Here is a 17282-nt window from a genome sequence, read left to right on the forward strand (position 1 = left end):
AGGGCGCGCTGGCGCAGCCAGGGCATCCTGCGGGCGCGGGAGGACCTCGTTTTGGCCAACGCGGTCAGCGACCGCGTATCCAGCGGGATTGGGAGGCAAACAGCGGCGATTTGACCGCCAAAGCTACCAAACCGTAGACTAGAAACCCGCCCGGATCCGCCGTCAGCAATTTCAGAACCGCCCTGCCACCCGGCGGCTGCTTGTCGTCATTGCGCAGCAGCTGCGGAAACCGGGCGGCCACTTCCGTGACCCCGGCGTTCTGCCGCCGCCGCACCCGCACCAGGTTTCGGAACCCTTCCACCATCGGCCAGCTGTAGCCTGCCGCCACCTGCACCCGCTCCACCGGGGCAAAACTCAGCCGGGCAAAGATGTCGTCGGCGATGATATCCGGCCAATCGCCCCAGCGCGCCCGCCCGGCGCGGGTCATGGCAAACACGCCGAACCCCGGCACCCCGCGGGTGAAGAACGGCAGCCGCACCCACAGCCGCGAATAGGCCCGGGTCACCGCGCTGCGGGCAGGGGCCACCTGCGGGCGGCCGCTGGCATAGCGCGGCGCGCCGTCCGCCAGGGCCTCAGCCAGCTGCGCGATCAGCGCGGGCGAGACCACTACGTCGGCGTCGAGATAGATCAGGATATCCCCGTGCGCCGCCGCATCGCCGGCGGTCAATGCGCGCAACTTGCCACCTTCCGGCAACTCCATCACCGCAAGCGTCCAGCCCGGCGGAGGCGCAAACGCCCGGGCCAGCGCCGCAGTCTCGTCAGTGCAGCCGTTGGCCAGCACCAGCACTTCGCCCGTCATGCCCGCAGGCAGCGGCTTGGAGGCGAACACCGCCTCCAGGCACGCCCCGATATAGCCTGCCTCGTTATGGGCCGGGATCAGCACCGACACCCGCGGGCTCATTTCACCGCCTCCAGCGCGTCCCAGCGCGGGTTATCGTCGCTAAGAGTGCGCAACGCCCCCCAGCTGCCCCATTTGCCGGGCGCGCCCACATCGGCGTAGGCAGTGAACAGCGCGCCCCCAAGCGCACGCCAGCCCGCCAGCAGCTCGGCGTAGAGGGCGCCCATTTCGGGCGTGTAATTGAAGTGGGTGAAAAAGCCGGTCAGCGCGCCATCCTCCACCATCGGCCCGATCCCGACCACATGGCTGCCGCCCTCATACATGATTAGTTCCAAACCGTGCTTTTGCGCAACATCTGCGTGATACGGCAGCACCCGGCCCAGGAGATCCGCCAGCGTGTCGGCGCTGTTGCCCGAGATCAGCCCGTCGCGCAGCTCCGCTCCGGCCTGGGCTGAGGCCGCATCATATTGGTGGCCCTCGATGAAACCCTCCGCGGCGGCACCGTTCAACCCGCGCTCCGCCGCAACGGCCCGGGCCTGATCCCGGCTGGCGTCAATCCAGGCGCGGACCTGCCCGGCCCGGTCCTCAAGCCCCAGGATGCCGCCGAAATAGCCGGTTACCGCATATGCATCGAAATAGGCCGCTGGCGCCATCCGGTCCGCCCGCTCTGCCTTCCACAGCGGTGCGGTCAGCACTTGCTCCTCCAGCCCCAGCCAGCCGGTCTGCGAGGAGATCACCCGCACCAGCCGCCCGCTGTCCGCCCCGAAAACCTCTGTCCAGATCTGAGCAACTTCCGCGGCGCGGCCGCCGTAGAACTGCATCCACAGGCCCTCCCCGCCCCAGCGCGCCTGTGCCTGCGCATCGGCCCAGGCGGCCTGCTGGAACTGCCAGTTCCAGACCTCGTTGGAATATTCGACATAGGCGCGCAGATCCTCGTCCAGGCCCTGTTCCACCAGCCGGGCAAACTGCCGGACATAGGTGTCACCGGCCATGTGGGGCATGTTGAACCAGGGATCGGCACCCAGCGTGCTGGCCAGCGCCAGCATCACTTCAACGGGCACGCCCTTCAGAGCCCAGGTGTAGTCCTGCGGCAGGGGGCGGTCCTCCCAGCCGGTCTGGGTTGAGTCGTTGGTCGCCATCCAGTCCATGAACCGCAGCGCGGCGAAGCCCTCCAGCCGCTCCAGCCACAGCGGATTGAACAGGGCGCCGCTTTCAAAGGCAGACAGATGCTCTTCCTTCACCACGGTGATATTGCGCACATAGCCGCCATCCCGGCCCATGCGCTGGATGCGGATCTCAACCGGGCCAGGGCCGGGCGTGTAATCAAACCGGACCTCGTCCTTGCCATAGCGGACATTTTCCGCGCGGCCTGTGACTTCGATGATGCCCTCGCCCTCAAACCGCAGCACATAACGCCCCTTCAAGGATACCGCCTCCTCCGGCAGGTCGGTCAGGATCACCGTGCCGATGGAGCCCAGCTCCGGCGGGATCGCAGTGGGCCAACCGTCCGGGTCCAGATAGCCTGCGGCCTGCAGGTCGCCATGATCCGCGCCGCCCCAGCGCCCGGGCAGATGGCCGATCCAGGGGCGTGCGGTCTTGAAATGGTCCAGGAAAGGCGCCTGGGTGCTCCAGTCGGCAATGCCCGCCAGGTTGATGGCAACGGGCTGGCGCGCGTGTTTACCTGTCAGTTCCGGCACGTCTTCCAGCAAGTCCGTATTAAGTACGGGCAACACCGGATCCTGCGGCAATGCTGCCGGGTCCGCGGGCAGGGCAGCCGTGCGCACACCGCCCCCTTGGGCCGCGGCCCAGGCAATATCCTGCAGCCGTGCTGCCAGCTCTGGCGGCGGCGCGGGATAGGGTTTGCCCCAGCGGTCCTGGAGCCGGTGCGGCAGGCCCGCGGGGCGTTCCCCGGTCAGCACCGCGTATTGCAGCAGCGCCAAATAGTAAAAACCGGTGGCGTTGGGGTGAATGTCATCGGCAAAGACATCGCGGATGCTGGCAAGCCCCGGCATCGTGCCTGCCTTGATCGCCTCGTCCAGCCGCGCCATCGCCTGGCCCGCGGGCAGCAGCTTCACATCGCCGCCGGTTGCAGCATTGACCTCATCCACCACCGCCTGCCAGCGCGGCAGATCCTGTTCCAGCCGCACCCGCCACGGCACATCCGCCCCGTCGTCAAAGGGCACCTCGGCGCCGGTGCCGCTGTTCAGGCTGTGCCAGGTTTCCTGCAGGTAGAAGTCCACATCCGGGTTCGCCGCGTGCGCCAGTTCATAAAACCGCGTCACGGCGCCTTTGGTATCACTCCACTTCAAATGATTGGCCAGGGGTATGGCTTCGGTCACGATCACCGCGTCCGCAGGCTGCCGCAGCCTTTCACGTGAATCAACGCCCTCCGCGGTGGCACTGTGCTGCCAGTTGTAGCTGAGCGGCGCGCCATTGATGATCTGCGCCTCCACCGTCGTCTCTGCGCGGGTATCCAGCAGCTGCTCCAGCATCTGCGGATTGTCCGGCCCGAACAGCGAATGGCCGACCATCACAACAGAGGTGATCAGCGCGTCCAAGTTCATGCCGCTGCTCTCTCCGCGGCCAGACCGGTACGGGGCAGGTTGAGCACAACCTGCCAGACGATCTGCTGCACCTTGGCCGCGGCCTCAGCGCTAAAGGCCTCTGCCGGGCTGCCATCGGCACGGGTCAGCTCATGCGGCAGCCCAACGGGCGAGCGCTGGTACAGAACCGCAAAATGGGTCAGCGCCACCACATAGGCGCCCAGGTCGTTGATATGGATTGTGTCCAGTTGCCCGTCAGCAGTGCGGGCAAACAGCGATTCACGTGAAGCCAGGCCCGAGATCTCCCCTGCCTCCGCCGCCCGCGCCACCGCTGCCAGCACCTGACCGCCGGGGATCAGATAAAATGGCTGTTGCGGGTTGCGGCGGCTGTCCGGCCCCAGCAGCTTGCCGACCCAAAGCGCCTCCAGATCACCGTCAATCCGCTCCAGCCAGCCATCGGGATCATCCAGCCGGTGCCAGGTCTCATAAATGTAAAGGCGGGAGTGCGGAACAGCCTCCCGCGCCAGATCCGCCCATTTTTCCAGGTATTTGGCCGCGTCGAAATACTTGATTGCGTCGCGCAGCTCGACCATTTCGGTCAGCACCACAGCGCCGTAGTCGCCCGACCTAATGGCTTCCTTCGCATCGCGGAAGGCAGGCGCGCGGTTGGCCGCTTTGAAATCGAGGATGTCTTCCTCCGGCTCCCAATGCGCCCGGAGAGAGGTGCCGGACCCCAGCTGGCTGTTGTAGCTATGCCCCTGTGGTGCGATCTGTGCCAGCATATGCGGCATGTCCGGCCCGACCAGCGAATGACCCAGGTGAAACACCTTCAGCGGCCCCTCGGGCGGGGTCAGCGGCGGCGGCACAGGCACGCTGCGGCTGCGGGTTGCAAACACCATCAGCCCCAGCGTGGCGGCTGCGGCTCCCAAAGCCAGAAACCCGCGCCGCCCCATCATTTGCGCCCCCGGATTTCCGCCGTGGTCATGATCAGCCCGGCCCCGATCGCGAACCGCCCGCCAACCGCCTCGCCGCGCGCAAACGGCGGCCGGTCGGCGGTGAAAAACGCCAGATACGCGCCCGCCGCCAGATCAAATTCCAGCTCCATCCCGTCAAAACCGTAGAACGCCCGGCTCAGCGTGTACTGGGCCTTATAGGCGGCTTCCTTGGCGGAGAAGATTACCTTGGCCATTTGCCCCGGATTGTCCTGGCCCTTCAGCCAAGCCTGCTCCCGGCCGGAGCAAATTGCGGGCAGCAGCTCGTCCTTTAGCGGCGTGTCTTCCTCCACGTCGATGCCCAAGGCCCGTATTTCGCCCTCGTGCGCCAGCACCGCCATGGCGCAGCTCTTGGTGTGGGTGATCGAGCCGACCACACCAGCAGGCCAGACCGGCGCCCGGTCGCTGCCGACCTGCACCGGGGCAGGGCGGATCTGCAGCTGCCGCATCGCCTGATGCACCGCGGACCGCCCGGCGGCGAACTCGTTGCGCCGCTTCTCGACTGCATTGGGCGACAGCCCCGCGGCTTCGGCCGCCAGGGGCGCGGGGGGAGCGCCCAGCGGATCCGCTCCGGCCAGCGCCACATCGGCGGCAAAAAGCGGCCGGACCAGGGCCAGCCGCTCTGCCAGTTTGCTGTTGGTCTCTGTCATCCAGCCCTTGCCCTGCGGTTTGCCCGCATGGCCCGCCGTTTCGACATGGTGTCGGCGCGGTCCGGACCTGCGGTTTCCTGCGGCTGTTTTTTCGTATTTGCCGGGGTGCCTGCAAGCCCTTCGATATGCGCCGCCAGCCCCGCCAGCGTCGGGAAGCGGAAGATATCGGTGATCGACAGCGCCGCTGTGCCCAGTTCCGCGCGCAGCTCCCGGTGCGCCTGCACCGCCAGCAGAGAATGGCCGCCCAGAGCAAAGAAGTTGTCCTGCGCGCCGATGCCGCTGACGCCCAGGATGCGGCTCCAGACCGTAGCGATCCTGGCCTGGGCGCCCGCATCAAGCGGCACCGCCGGGGCGGCTGCAGTGTGCGCAGGCTGCGGGTCCGGCAGCGCCTTGCGGTCGATTTTCTTGTTCGGCGTCAGCGGAAAAGCCTCCAGCGTGACGATATGCGCAGGCACCATGACTTCGGCCAGCCGGGCCGCCAGTGCCTTCTTCAGGGCTTCTTCCTGCACCGGGGCTGAGGCAGTGATGTAGCCCGTCAGTTGCTCCGCCCCTGCCGCGCCGCGCGGCACCACCACGGCGCCGGTCACACCGGGTTGCGCCGCCAGCGCGGCTTCGATCTCACCCAGCTCGATCCTCTGGCCGCGGATCTTCACCTGATGGTCGGTGCGGCCCAGGAAGATCAGGCTGCCATCTTCCGTCCGGCGAACCAGATCGCCGGTGCGGTAAAGGGGCGTTGCTGCGAACGCGGCGTTAACGAAGCGTTCAGACGTCAGCTCCGGCTGCTGCCAGTAGCCCGCGGTGACACCCGCACCGCCAATATACAATTCACCGGGCGCTCCCGCGGGGACGGGCGATTGCTTTTCGTCCAGCACGTAGACCTGCGTGTTGGAAATCGGCGTGCCGATCCCGGCTGTCCCTGCGGGGACACCGCTGATTGTCTCCACCGCCGACCAGATCGTCGTTTCGGTCGGACCGTACATGTTGTGGATACAGGCCCGCGTGGCTTCGCGCAGCGCCTGCACCAGATCGCCCGGCAGCGCCTCGCCGCCCACCAGCAGGTGCTGCAGCTGCGCAAGGCAGGCGCTGGTGTCAGCGTCCGCGGCAATCATCCGCGCCATCGACGGTGTGCACTGCATGTGGCTGACCCCGTGCCGCACGATTTGCGCCGCCAGGGAGAAGTCATCCGCCGCCAGCCCTCGCGGCGCATTCGACAGGCGCAGCACCTCGGCCAAGGGTTTCAACCCCTCTAGCACCACTTCCGGCGCGATGCCGTAGTCGATCAGGCAGGCAACCTCATCCACGCCGATCCGCTTCAGCTGTTCGACCCGCTGGCAAGCGTCCCCGATGGTGCCGAACAACCCGGAGTCCTCGAAATAACGCTCAAACGCGAAGTCGAGGATCGCCTCCAGCTCCTCCTCCGACAGCATCCCCAGATCCATCTCGAAGGGGTTGTTCACACCCTCCGGTTTCTTGAAGGCGGGGAAGGCCCAGGCGTATTGCTTGATCAGCCCGGCGGCAGAGCGCAGGTAGTCCTTCATCGGCTCCCGCGCCACCCGGCGGGCTTCCTCGCGGGTGCCGGCCAGATAGCTGTGCAGCATCAGCGTAACCTTGAAATCCGCGGGGTCGTGGCCCGCCTCGCGCAGGGCGTCGTGGTAGATGCGGATCTTGCCCGCGACCTCCTCGATGCTCTGGCCCAGCAGGTGAGTCAGCACGTTTGCCCCGATCGAACCCGCCTCGCGCCAGGTTTCCGGGTTGCCTGCGGTGGTAACCCAGACCGGCAGCTCCTTGGAGACCGGGCGGGGCTGGGTCAGGACACTGTGCTCACCGCCGTCCTTGCGCGGAAAGGCAACCTCCTCGCCGCGCCACAGCTTGCGCACGGTTTCAATGGCGTCAAACATTGCGGGCTTGTTGGCGGGCGGCGTGTTTTCTGGCCGCAGGATGAAATCGTCCGGCTGCCAGCCGGAGGCAAAGCCGATCCCGGCGCGCCCTGCGGTCAGGTTGTCGATCACCGCCCATTCCTCTGCAATCCGCGCCGGATGGTGCAGCGGCGCCACGCAGGAGCCGGACCGCACGCCGATGTTCTGCGTCACCGCTGCAACTGCGGCGCCGGTCACAGAAGGGTTCGGGTAGGGGCCGCCAAAGGCATGGAAGTGCCGCTCCGGCGTCCAGACTGCGTTGAACCCGTGCTGGTCTGCGAATTTGGCGCCTTCCAGCAGCAGATGATATTTCTGCGGTCCGGGCCCGTCGTCATTGCCCCAATAGAACAGGTTGAAATCCATCTTGCGGCCGCTGAGCGCCACCGGCCCCTTCGACAGCTCCAGCCGGCTTTCGTCACTCGACAGCACCAGCTTCAGCCCGCGCGAGAGCGTCCAGAACAGCTCCAGCACCGAGATGTCAAAGCTGAGGCTGGTGACCGCCAGCCAGGCATCGCCTTCCTGAAACGGGATGCGGGTGTCCATGCCGGTGAAAAAGTTCGAAACGTTGGCGTGGGTGACCATCACCCCCTTGGGCAGTCCGGTGGAGCCGGAGGTATAGATCAGGTAAGCCAGATCGCTGCCGGTGGCGCCGCCGTCAACGTTCTCTGTATCTGTCCCGGCAGAGACAGTTTCGATTTCCAGCACCGGCGCGTCCGAGGCTGGCAAACTGTCCGCCAGCGAACTTTGCGTCACGATCAACTTTGCCTGGCTGTCCTTGATGTAATGCGCAATCCGCTCGGCGGGGTAGGCGGGATCCAGCGGCACATAGGCGCCGCCGGCCTTCATCACCCCCAGCGCGGCAACCACCAGTTCCGGCGCGCGGCGGATGTGGATACCGACATGCACACCGGGTTTTACGTTCATTTCACGCAAGCGGCGGGCCACGGCATTGGCGCGGGCGTTGACGTCTGAATATGTGTAGCTTTGGTCCTCGAACACCAGCGCGGTGGCGTCCGGGGTTTTTGCGGCCTGTGCCTCAAATGCGGCGTGGATGGTCAGATCCGCAGGGAAGTCCGTTGCGGTTTGGTTCCAATCCTCCAGCAGCAGCTTGCGTTCTGCATCCGGCAGACTTGGCAGCTCTGCCACAGGGCGGCTGCCGTCCTCTGCAATGGTGCTCAGCACCAGTTCCAGCCGGGCGGCGAGCAGCGCTGCGGCGCCGGGTGTCAGGGCGGCTTTATCGCAGTGCAGCGCCATGATGCCACCGGTCAGGGAAACAGTGGCAGCGCAGCCCTCAACCGCGGCGTCGCGGCCCAGCATCAGGCCGAGGCCGGGAACCTCCAGCGCCGAAATCTCCGGTGCGCGGGCCACCAGATCTTCGGCAAAGCCGCCGGATTTCCGCGCTCTGCCAATCTCTTGCGCGGCACGCTCGACAGTGGCCGCGACGCTGTCCCGCCGCCGGACCTGCAAGGGCACCCAAGATGAGATCAACCCCGGCAGCGCCTCCATCCCCTCCACAGACAGCGCCACATCGCCGGTTTCCGCGCCGCTGCTGAGCAGGGCAAAGGCAAGCGCGGCAGCGGCGGCTTGCTCTTCGCTGAGACCCGCAGGCAGGGCGACGTCCCGGCGGCTGAAGCCGCTGCCGCCCGCATCAGACGCCAGCGGCATCCGCACCGGCTGCATCGCTGCAAGCCGCTGGCGCCAATGGTCTTCAACTCCTTGGACCGCGGCGAGGCGGGTGGTGAGCGCCCCGGCCTCTGCTGCGGTCAGGGAGGGAACCTTGTAACCGGCTGCGGCCAGTTTGGACACGTCCAGCGGCCGGCCCGAGGGTGCGGTCAAGCGCGAGAGCGTGAGGGCGCCGTCGGCGGTTGCAACTTTAATGCTAGCTTTACTGCGCTCGAGCACGGTGCCCGGCTCGCCGCTGCCCTCCGCAATCTCCGCACCGCCGGCCAGCACAACGGCCCCGCCGATCCGCAGCTTGGCGGCGCACATCGGGTTCCAGTAGCCGCCGGTGTCCAGCGCCCGCACCAGCCGGGCGAGTTCAGCCGCAGGGCGGTTGAGATCGAGCATCCCGCCGGCTGCCGGTCGGTCGGATTTCCGGAACAGGCGGCGCTGGCTCAAGTCTTGTTTCTGCCGGTTCAATTCCCCGGTTTCCAGCTGGGTGACAACCTCGCCAAAGCTGTCCATCGCCGCCGCGTAGCATTTAGAGTTAAGGCTGAAGGCGGTCTCATCCCCCGCCACATCAAACATCCGCTGGGCCAGAATATCGCCCTCGTCCACGCCGCCCTCGATAAGGTGCCAAGTGATGCCGTGCTGCGCCTCGCCGTTGATCAGCGCCCAGTTCGGGGTATTGAGGCCCGCGTAGTGGGGCAGGGGGCCGTCGTGGAAATTGACCGCGCCCTTGGCGGCCAGGGCCAAGACCTCATCGGGGATCACGGTGAGGTTGGCAATCGACAGCAGCCAGTCAAAGCCACCAGTCAGGTCTGCGGGTTTTTCCAGCAGCGTCAGCCCCTTGTCCGCGGCCCAGGCACGGATATCGGCGTCCTGAGAGACCACCGCCCGGATCTGGTGGCCGCGGGCCAGCAGCGCATCGGCGCAGCCGATCAGAAGGGATTCATTGCCGATCAGGGCACAGGTGAATGCGGTCATTTCTGCTCCTTTGCAAACGGAGAAGGGGTGCGCGTTTCCGAAGATGGTGTGCGGCGCGGCGCAAAGAGCGCACGCAGGCTGTGCAGGCAGAGATCGCGCAGGAACTGCGGCGGATCCGCCTGCGGCTTTTTCTGGATCAGGCGGCGCAGGCCATAGATCAGGCTGCCGCTGATGCGGGCCAGCGTCGCGGCGGCGGCATAGGCGCGGCCGTGGTTTTTGACAAAGTAGTGCAGGCGCGAGTCGAACCAGTAGTGCGGCGTGCGCCGCCAGCCCTTCATGCCGGTGGAGGCAGAGCCGATGTGCGCCACTTCGCTGGCCGGCACATAGTGGGTGCGCCAGCCCTCGCGGGCGGCCCGGCGGCAGAGGTCGGTTTCCTCGAAGTAGAGGAAAAAGGTCTCGTCAAAGCCGCCCACGGCCTCGATCACCTCGCGGCGGATCATCAGGCTGGCGCCGGCGGTCCAGTCGACCTGCACCTCGCCCTGCGGCATCTCCATCGCCACGACCCAGGGCCTCAGGAGGCGGGTAAAGACGCCCGTGCGCACGCTGGCCTCGAATTCCCCGGCGATGGAGGGGAAGCGGAAGGCGGTGCGGTGCGGTTCGCCATCGGTGCCGCGCACGTAGGACCCGGCAAGCCCTGCGCCGGGATGCTCCAGCAGGAAGTCGCGCAGGGTGCGGATGGTTTCTCCCTGCACAAAGGCGTCGGAGTTCAGCAGGTAATAGAACTCCGGCGCGCTGCCGTCCGCGAGGCCCGCCTGGATGCCGATGTTCATCCCTGCGCCAAAGCCGCCGTTGACCGGCGAGGCCAGCAGCCGCAGCCGCCCGCTGTCCAGCCAGCCGCGGGCCTCTGCCCCGGCGCGGATCTGGTCAAAGGAGCCGTCGCCGGAGCCGTTGTCGATGATCAGCAGCTCGCCCGGCAGCTCTTCCATCTCGTGCAGCGCCGCTTCTGCCGCCTGCAAGGTCATCTCCGGCGTGCGGTAGTTCAAGAGGATGGTGAGGATGCGCTGCTGGCTCATGACAGTCACTCCGCGGCCTGGGCATAGCGGGACCGCCCGGCAGCGGCATCGGCGGCGTCCAGGCGGGCCTTCACGCCTGCCGCCAGCACGCTGACGTTCGGCACCAGCACCATGCTGTCGTGATCGCCCGGCACCTCGGCCACTTCGGTGGCCGGGGCCCAGCGGGTCCAGTTGTTGTCGTCAAACACATACTCGCGCTCGCCGCTGACCCAATTTCCGCCGGAGACCTGCCATTTGCGGTCCAGCGGCGGCCGGAACAGGGTAAGCGGGCCATGCCAGGGCCGGAGGTCATAAGCCGCGACCGCGGCGCGGAAGGCCAGTTCGATCTTGCGGTTGTTGAACTCCGGCCGGACGCCGGTCTCCGCCGGGCTGGCGCGGCGTTTCTCAAACTCCCAGGCGATGCGGTTCCGGGCCCATTCGGCCAGATACCCCACACCCTTGCGGCGCAGTTCCGCCAGCTTGATCAGTGCCTTGTCGGGGCGGCTGAGGGCCGGACGCACCGGCAGCGGCGTGTCCAGCAGGACCAGCGCGGCGGTCTCCTGGCCCTGGTCCTTCAGCTGCTGCGCCATCTCGTAGGCGGTGATGCCGCCGCCGGAGAAGCCGCCCAGCAAATAGGGCCCCTGGGGCTGGATCTGGCGGATTTCGGACAGGCAGCTGCGGGCGGCATCCTCAATCCGGCTGTGCGGGGCGGCGTCGCCGACCAGCCCCTTGGCCTGCAGGCCATAGACCGGGCGGTCCTTGCCGACCTGCAGCGCCAGGTGGCGCAGGTTCAGCACATTGCCGAACATGCCCGCCACCAGAAAGAAGGGCCGCCGCCCGGTGCCGTCGCCGGGATGCAGCTGCACCAGATGGGTGTATTGCGGCGGCTCCTCCGCGGTTTGGGGGGTGTCCCCCGGTTCCGCCGCAACCCCGCCGCCGGTGCGGGCGATGATCCGCTCTGCCAGCGCAGCGACGCTGGGCGCCTCAAACAGCACCGACAGAGGGAATTCCACGCCAAAGCCGCGTTTCACCTGCGCAAACAGCCGCACCGCAATCAGCGAGTGACCGCCGAGGTCAAAGAAACTGTCCTCAATCCCCACCTGCGACACGCCCAGAAGCGCGGCGAAGAGCTTGGCCAGTTCCTCCTCAACCGGGTTGCGCGGAGCGATGTAATCGGTGTCGAGCTGCGGGCGCTCAAAGGTCTGCGCCTCACCCGCGGCAGGCGCAGCAGCCTGTGCCGCCTGAGCAATCAGCGCGGGCAGATCCAGCGAGGAGACCACCACCTGCGGCAGACCGGTGGCGAGCGCGCGGGCCAGGGCGTCGCCGCCTTCCTCCGCTTTGATTCCATTGGAGATGTTCAGTTGCAGGCGGCGTTCCTCCGGCGACAGCGGCTGCGCGCTGCTGGCAGGCTCCAGCCCCAGTTCCGCCGCACTGGCGTCGGCCTCAGCCGCTGCGGCAGCGGTGTCAAAGCCAGAGGCCAGCCGCTGCATCCGGAAGCCTTCGATCCGGGCCAGCACATTGCCGTCCGTGTCGGTCAGCGTTACGTCAAACATCGCGGAGGCGCTGTCCGGCGCCACGGCCAGCCGCACGTGGCTGAAGATATTCGCGGTAAGCGGCGCGAAGACGCGGATGGTGCGGTATGAGACCGGCACCCAGAGGGCATCTGCCTGATACCCCGGGATCAGCTGCATCGCCCAGCCGGTGGCCAGGTCCATCAGGCCGGGATGCAGCAGAGTGCCGTCCTGCGCCGCAGCCTCTGGCAGGGAGAGTGCGGCGATCCCTTCGCCGTCCCCAAGGGCAGCGCGCTCCAGAACATGCCAGCGCGGGCCAAAGCGCAGGTGAGCCTCTTGCGGAGACTGCAGGCGCCCGCCTGCTGGCGCCTGCTCCTCCGGGCATCGGGTGAAAAACTTCTGGAGGTTGAGTGCGGCGGGGCATTCTGCCGCCGCCGCGGAGGCCAGCATTGCCTGACAATGTAAAGAGTAACCATTTGTACACGCCGAGTAAACAAACAGTTCATAACCATTTTCTTTAGCTTCTAGCTTAACCAGAAGTTTCTTGGGATCGCCTTCCAATACAACCATAGGGCGCATAAAGTAGAGATCGCGGATTTCGAATGGCCCTTGGGTACCCGCTGCCGCCAGTGCCTCGGCTGCCATTTCGATATAGCCGGTGCCGGGAACCAGGGCGGTGCCGTCTGCGGTGCGGTGCTCATCCAGCAGCCAGTCGGCGGTGCTGAAGCAGGGCATGAAGATGCGGTTGCCAGCGGCGTCAAATCCCTGCTGCTGCAGCAGCGGCTGCGGGCAGGGCTCTGGCGTGCTGGCGGCCGCGCCGCTGTTTCGGGCACTCATGGCATCGGCGGCCATGCCTGTGTCTGCCCAGACGCCCCAGTCCACAGCCACGACGCGGGTCTGCCCGCCTGCGCGCTGTTTGGCCCAGGCGTTGAGGTATTCGTTGGCAGCAATGTAGTCCACCTGGCCGGCTGGCCGCGTTACGGCGGAGGAAGAGGAGAACAGCACCAGCAGCTCCAGGCTGCCGTCGGGAAACACCGTGTCCAGGGCGCGCAAGCCGCTGACTTTGGGGGCCAGAACGCGGGCGATCCGGTCCTCGTCCTTGGCCAGCAGCGGGCCGTCGTCGATGACGCCGGCCCCGTGGATCACCCCGGTGACCGGGCCGTTCGCGGCTTCGGCCTGCTCCCTTGCGGTGCGCAGCTCGCCCGCGTGGCAGACGTCGGCGGCCAGCGGCAGCACGGTGCCGCTGCCGGTTTCCTCCAGCGCTTTGACCGCGCGGATGCGCCGGGCGGTGCGGTTGGCCGGGCTGTGGCTGCTGAGATACCGGTCCCAGCTGTCGCGCGGCGGCAGGCCCTCGCGCGAGATCAGCGTGATCTTGGCCCCGCAGTCCCGCATCAGATGACCGGCAATCGCCAGGCCGATGCCGCCATAGCCGCCGGTGATCAGGTAATGGCCGCCCTGTTTGAAAGGCGGTGTTTCCGGTGCCGGCAGGGGCTGCGGGCGCCAGGCGAGTTCGAACCGCTTGTCCCCGCGCCAGGCGGCGGAAAGGTTTGCCGGCTCCGACAGCAGCTCTTCCAGCAGGCGGGGAGTGATGTCGTTGTCCGCCGGTTTTCGGGCAAGCAGGCCCCGCGGCGCCTGCGGCAGTTCGATGTCCACGGTGGTGCAGGTCAGCCCCGGCAGTTCGCGCGGGATCACGCCCAGGGGGCCAGCGATCATGGCCTTTTCCGGGTAGGGCAGGGCCTCGTCCCGGACCTGCGCGGCGCCGGTCGTGAAGACTGACAGATGCACCGGTCCGGGCAGATCGGCGTTACCCAGCTCCTGCGCCAGGGCGGTCAAAGCGTGGAAGCCCATCTCCAGATTGCGGTCAAAAAAGGAGGAGCCGGGGCGGAAGGTTTCCCCTTCTGTCACCAGCCAGAAATGGGCGATGCGGTCCGGCAGCAGCCCGGCCTCTGCCAGATCCCCCAGCAGGGCGCCATAGGCGGCGCGGCCCTGTTCGGGCGGCAGGATATAGGTGGTCGGCGACAGCTGCGCATAGGTGTCGCCTGCGCGCACCCGGGCGACGGCATGGCCTGCGGCCTCCAGCCGGTCTGCGGCGCGGGCAGCATGGCCGGTCTCGTCCTCGAAAATCAGCCAGTTGTGCGGCTCCTGGCCCAGCTCCTGCTGCACATCCAGCGCGCAATCGGCCAGACGCGGGCGCCAGGCGGGGCGGTAGCCCCAGTCCTTAAGGTCGCTGTGGCGGGCTGGCGCGGGGTCTTCCTCAAGCGCCGGTTTGCCCGGTTCGATGAAATAGCGGCTGCGCTGGAAGGCGTAGCCGGGCAGCGGCAGGCGGTTGCGGCGCGCTTCGCCCCAGATCTGCGGCCAGTCGGCCTCGACCCCGCAGGCCCAGAGCCGGCCGATGACGCCGAAGAAGTAGCTGTCGTCCATCACCTGCTGATCCTGGTGGCGCAGGGAGCTGAGCACCTGGCCCTGTTTCACTGCCGGCGACATCTGCGCCAGCGCGCTAAGCGCCTTGCCGGGGCCGACCTCCAGGAACACGCGGCCGGGGGTCTTGGCGAGGGTCTCGACGCAATCGGCATAGCGCACTGTGTTGCGCAGCTGGCCCACCCAATACTCGGCGCTGGTGGCCTGTTCCGCCGTCAGGGCCGTGCCGCTGCGGTTGGAGATCACCGGCAGGTTCGGCGCGGACAGGGGCAGGGAGCGGATGAAATCGCCATACTCCTGCAAGATGCCGTCCAGCATCCGCGAATGGGCGGCAATGTCGATCTGGATGCGCTGATGCTCCACCTCGCGCGCAGTCAATTCGGCGGCCAGCCGATCAAGCGCGTCCTGCGGGCCGGAGACTGCGGTGAGCGAGGGGGCGTTGACGCTGGCAATGTCCAGATCATCGCCGATGATGGCCTTGACCTCCGCCAGCGGGAGCGCAATCGACAGCATCCCGCCCGCAGGCACGGTATCAAACAGCCGGCCGCGCAGGAGGACAAGGTCGATACAATCCTCAAAGGACATAACACCGGCCAGGCAGGCGGCGGTGTTTTCGCCCATGGAATGGCCGACCAATGCGGCAGGCCGCACGCCCCAGCTGATCCACAGCTGCGCCAGCGCATATTCCACGATCATGATCAGCGGCAGCTGCACCGAGGGTTGCTGCAGGCGCGCATTGGCCGTGTCCTCCTCGCCGTCGTCCGGCAGCCAGAGGGCGCGGATGTCGTAGTCGAGGCTTTTTTGCAAATGCTCCAGCCCGCGGTCCATCCAGTCTGCAAAAACCGGCTCGGTCTCATACAGGTCGCGCGCCATTCCGGCATATTGCGCGCCGCCGCCGGGGAACATGAACACCACCTCCGGCGCATCGCCCAAGCGGTCGTGGGTGAAGATCTTGCGCGGGTCGTTTTCCTGCAGCAGCTCAATGGCCTCCGCCGCGGTTTCCGCCACCAGCACCCGCCGTTTGGCAAAGCCGCGGCGGCCTTCCTTGAGGGTGTAGGCGACGTCGGCCAGATCGGCCTCCGGGTTGGCCTTCAGGTACTCCGCCAGTGCCTGGGTATTGGCATCCAGCGCGGCCTTGGACTGGCCGGACACGCAGAGGATCTGGAACGGGAAATCGCTTTCTTCCGAGGCTGCACGCTCCGGTGCTTCCTCCAGGATCACATGGGCATTGGTGCCGCCGACGCCCAGCGAGTTGACGCCTGCCCGCCGCGGGCCCTTGTGAGGCGTCCAGGGGGTGAGGGCGGAGTTCACCTTGAACGGCGAAGTGTCGAATTCAATGGCCGGGTTCGGCGCCTCATACCCCAGCGAGGGCGGGATTTCCCTGTGGTGCAGCGCCAGAGCGGTCTTGGTCAGGCTGGCGACGCCCGCCGCCGTGTCCAGATGGCCGATGTTGGTCTTGACCGATCCGATCCGGCAGTAGCCTGTGTCCTGCGTGCTGGCGCGGTAAGCATCGGTCAGGGCGGACACCTCGATCGGGTCGCCCAGATAGGTGCCGGTGCCGTGGCATTCGACATAATCAATGGTCTCTGCCGGGGTGCCTGCCGCTGCCAGCGCCTTTTGCACCGCTGCCGACTGGCCGGCGACGGAAGGCGCCAGATAGCCCGCCTTGTCCGCGCCGTCGTTGTTGATGGCGGAGCCCTTGATGACGGCCCAGATGTGGTCGCCATCGGCAATCGCATCCTCCAGCCGCCGCAGCGCCACCGCACCGGCGCCGGAGCCGAAGACGGTGCCTTGCGCCCGGTGGTCAAAGGCGTGGCAATGCCCATCGGGCGACAGGATCTCGTTTTCCTTATAGAGATAGCCGCGCCCCTGCGGCAGCTCGATGGTGACACCCCCCGCCAGCGCCATGTCGCACTCGCCCTCGCGCAGGGCCTTGCAGGCGTAATGCACCGCCACCAGCGAGGTGGAGCAGGCGGTCTGCACGTTCACAGAAGGCCCCTTCAGGTCGAACACATGGCTGACGCGGGTCGACAGGAAGTCCTTGTCATTGCCGGTGTGGCGCAGCAGGAACATGCCCACGTCATCGACCAGGGCGGGGTTGGAGCAGATGTTGAAATAGAAATAGCTGCCCATGCCGCAGCCTGCGTAAACGCCGATGGGGCCGTTGATGCTTTCCGGCGGATGGCCCGCGTTTTCCATCGCGCCCCAGGCGACTTCCAGAAACTTGCGGTGCTGCGGGTCGAGGATGGCGGCCTCTTTCGGGCTGAAACCGAAGAACTCGGCATCAAACTCGTCAACCCCCTGCAGCCGGGCCGCGGCGGGCACATAATTCGGATCGGCCAGAGCAGAGGCGCGCTCACCGTTTGCCAGCAGCGTCTCGCGGTCTAGAACCTCAATCGATTCGATCCCAGCGCGCAGGTTCTGCCAGAACGCCCCGGCAGAGCCCGCGCCCGGCACCGTCACCGACAGCCCGACTATGGCAATATCACCGGGCTTTTTCTCTTCGGCAGCGCCCGCCGCTGCGGAAATCCCATCGTGCATCGTCAATACCTGACCCCACTGGCCCTTCGCAAACAGCCCGGCACGCCGCAGCCAGTCCGCATTGTGAAGATGGCAGGGCCCGCCGGACGGGTTGTTTATCTGATGCCGGGGTTCTCCCCGGCGGCTGGCCCGGCCCTGCGGCTTAGATCCCCATCTGCTCCGCGGGGCCGGAAGAACTCTCGTTTATCTTCGTCAATCCATGCGGCTGTCCTAAGGACGCATTGTGTCAATTTCG

7 protein-coding genes are annotated in these 17282 nt (G+C 66.9%); all 7 read right to left on the reverse strand.

All coding sequences use genetic code 11. The annotated features are described in order from the left end of the window. Positions 1-64: 64 nt before the first annotated feature. Genes CAER_RS0118040 through CAER_RS0118070 form a run of 7 tightly spaced genes read right to left on the reverse strand, consistent with a single transcriptional unit; the run spans position 65 to position 17047 of the window. Complete coding sequence (locus CAER_RS0118040; RefSeq protein WP_027236675.1) at positions 65-901, reverse strand: glycosyltransferase family 2 protein; 837 nt, start codon at positions 899-901, stop codon at positions 65-67. After that, entirely contained in the window at positions 898-3402 is a 2505-nt protein-coding gene (locus CAER_RS0118045) for a hypothetical protein (RefSeq protein ID WP_027236676.1), read from the reverse strand. The genes CAER_RS0118040 and CAER_RS0118045 overlap by 4 nt, the downstream gene beginning before the upstream one ends. Beyond that, positions 3399-4334, reverse strand: a complete 936-nt coding sequence (locus tag CAER_RS0118050; protein WP_084299644.1) for a hypothetical protein — start codon at positions 4332-4334, stop codon at positions 3399-3401. Before CAER_RS0118050 ends, CAER_RS0118045 begins: the two co-directional genes overlap by 4 nt. Beyond that, the gene (locus tag CAER_RS0118055) at positions 4334-5023 is read right to left on the reverse strand and encodes a 4'-phosphopantetheinyl transferase family protein (protein WP_027236678.1); all 690 of its coding nucleotides are present in this window, start codon (positions 5021-5023) and stop codon (positions 4334-4336) included. Before CAER_RS0118055 ends, CAER_RS0118050 begins: the two co-directional genes overlap by 1 nt. After that, positions 5020-9585 carry a MupA/Atu3671 family FMN-dependent luciferase-like monooxygenase gene (locus tag CAER_RS0118060; protein WP_027236679.1) on the reverse strand — a complete coding sequence of 1522 codons (4566 nt, stop codon included), beginning with the start codon at positions 9583-9585 and terminating at the stop codon, positions 5020-5022. The genes CAER_RS0118055 and CAER_RS0118060 overlap by 4 nt, the downstream gene beginning before the upstream one ends. Further along, positions 9582-10598 (reverse strand): glycosyltransferase family 2 protein, encoded by a 1017-nt coding sequence (locus CAER_RS0118065; protein WP_027236680.1) that lies wholly within the window; start codon positions 10596-10598, stop codon positions 9582-9584. The genes CAER_RS0118060 and CAER_RS0118065 overlap by 4 nt, the downstream gene beginning before the upstream one ends. Before the next feature lie 5 nt (positions 10599-10603). Further along, on the reverse strand, positions 10604-17047 hold the full coding sequence (locus CAER_RS0118070) for a type I polyketide synthase (RefSeq protein WP_027236681.1): 6444 nt from the start codon (positions 17045-17047) through the stop codon (positions 10604-10606). Positions 17048-17282: the final 235 nt, after the last annotated feature.

It is taken from the genome of Leisingera caerulea DSM 24564, assembly GCF_000473325.1.
GTDB classification, from domain to species: Bacteria; Pseudomonadota; Alphaproteobacteria; order Rhodobacterales; family Rhodobacteraceae; genus Leisingera; species Leisingera caerulea.

Bases quoted from the DNA above. Each gene is read 5' to 3' on its own strand.
- CAER_RS0118055 (WP_027236678.1), bottom strand. From the start codon at position 5,023: ATGACAGAGACCAACAGCAAACTGGCAGAGCGGCTGGCCCTGGTCCGG.
- CAER_RS0118045 (WP_027236676.1), bottom strand. From the start codon at position 3,402: ATGAACTTGGACGCGCTGATCACCTCTGTTGTGATGGTCGGCCATTCG.
- CAER_RS0118040 (WP_027236675.1), bottom strand. From the start codon at position 901: ATGAGCCCGCGGGTGTCGGTGCTGATCCCGGCCCATAACGAGGCAGGC.
- CAER_RS0118070 (WP_027236681.1), bottom strand. From the start codon at position 17,047: ATGCACGATGGGATTTCCGCAGCGGCGGGCGCTGCCGAAGAGAAAAAG.
- CAER_RS0118050 (WP_084299644.1), bottom strand. From the start codon at position 4,334: ATGGGGCGGCGCGGGTTTCTGGCTTTGGGAGCCGCAGCCGCCACGCTG.
- CAER_RS0118060 (WP_027236679.1), bottom strand. From the start codon at position 9,585: ATGACCGCATTCACCTGTGCCCTGATCGGCAATGAATCCCTTCTGATC.
- CAER_RS0118065 (WP_027236680.1), bottom strand. From the start codon at position 10,598: ATGAGCCAGCAGCGCATCCTCACCATCCTCTTGAACTACCGCACGCCG.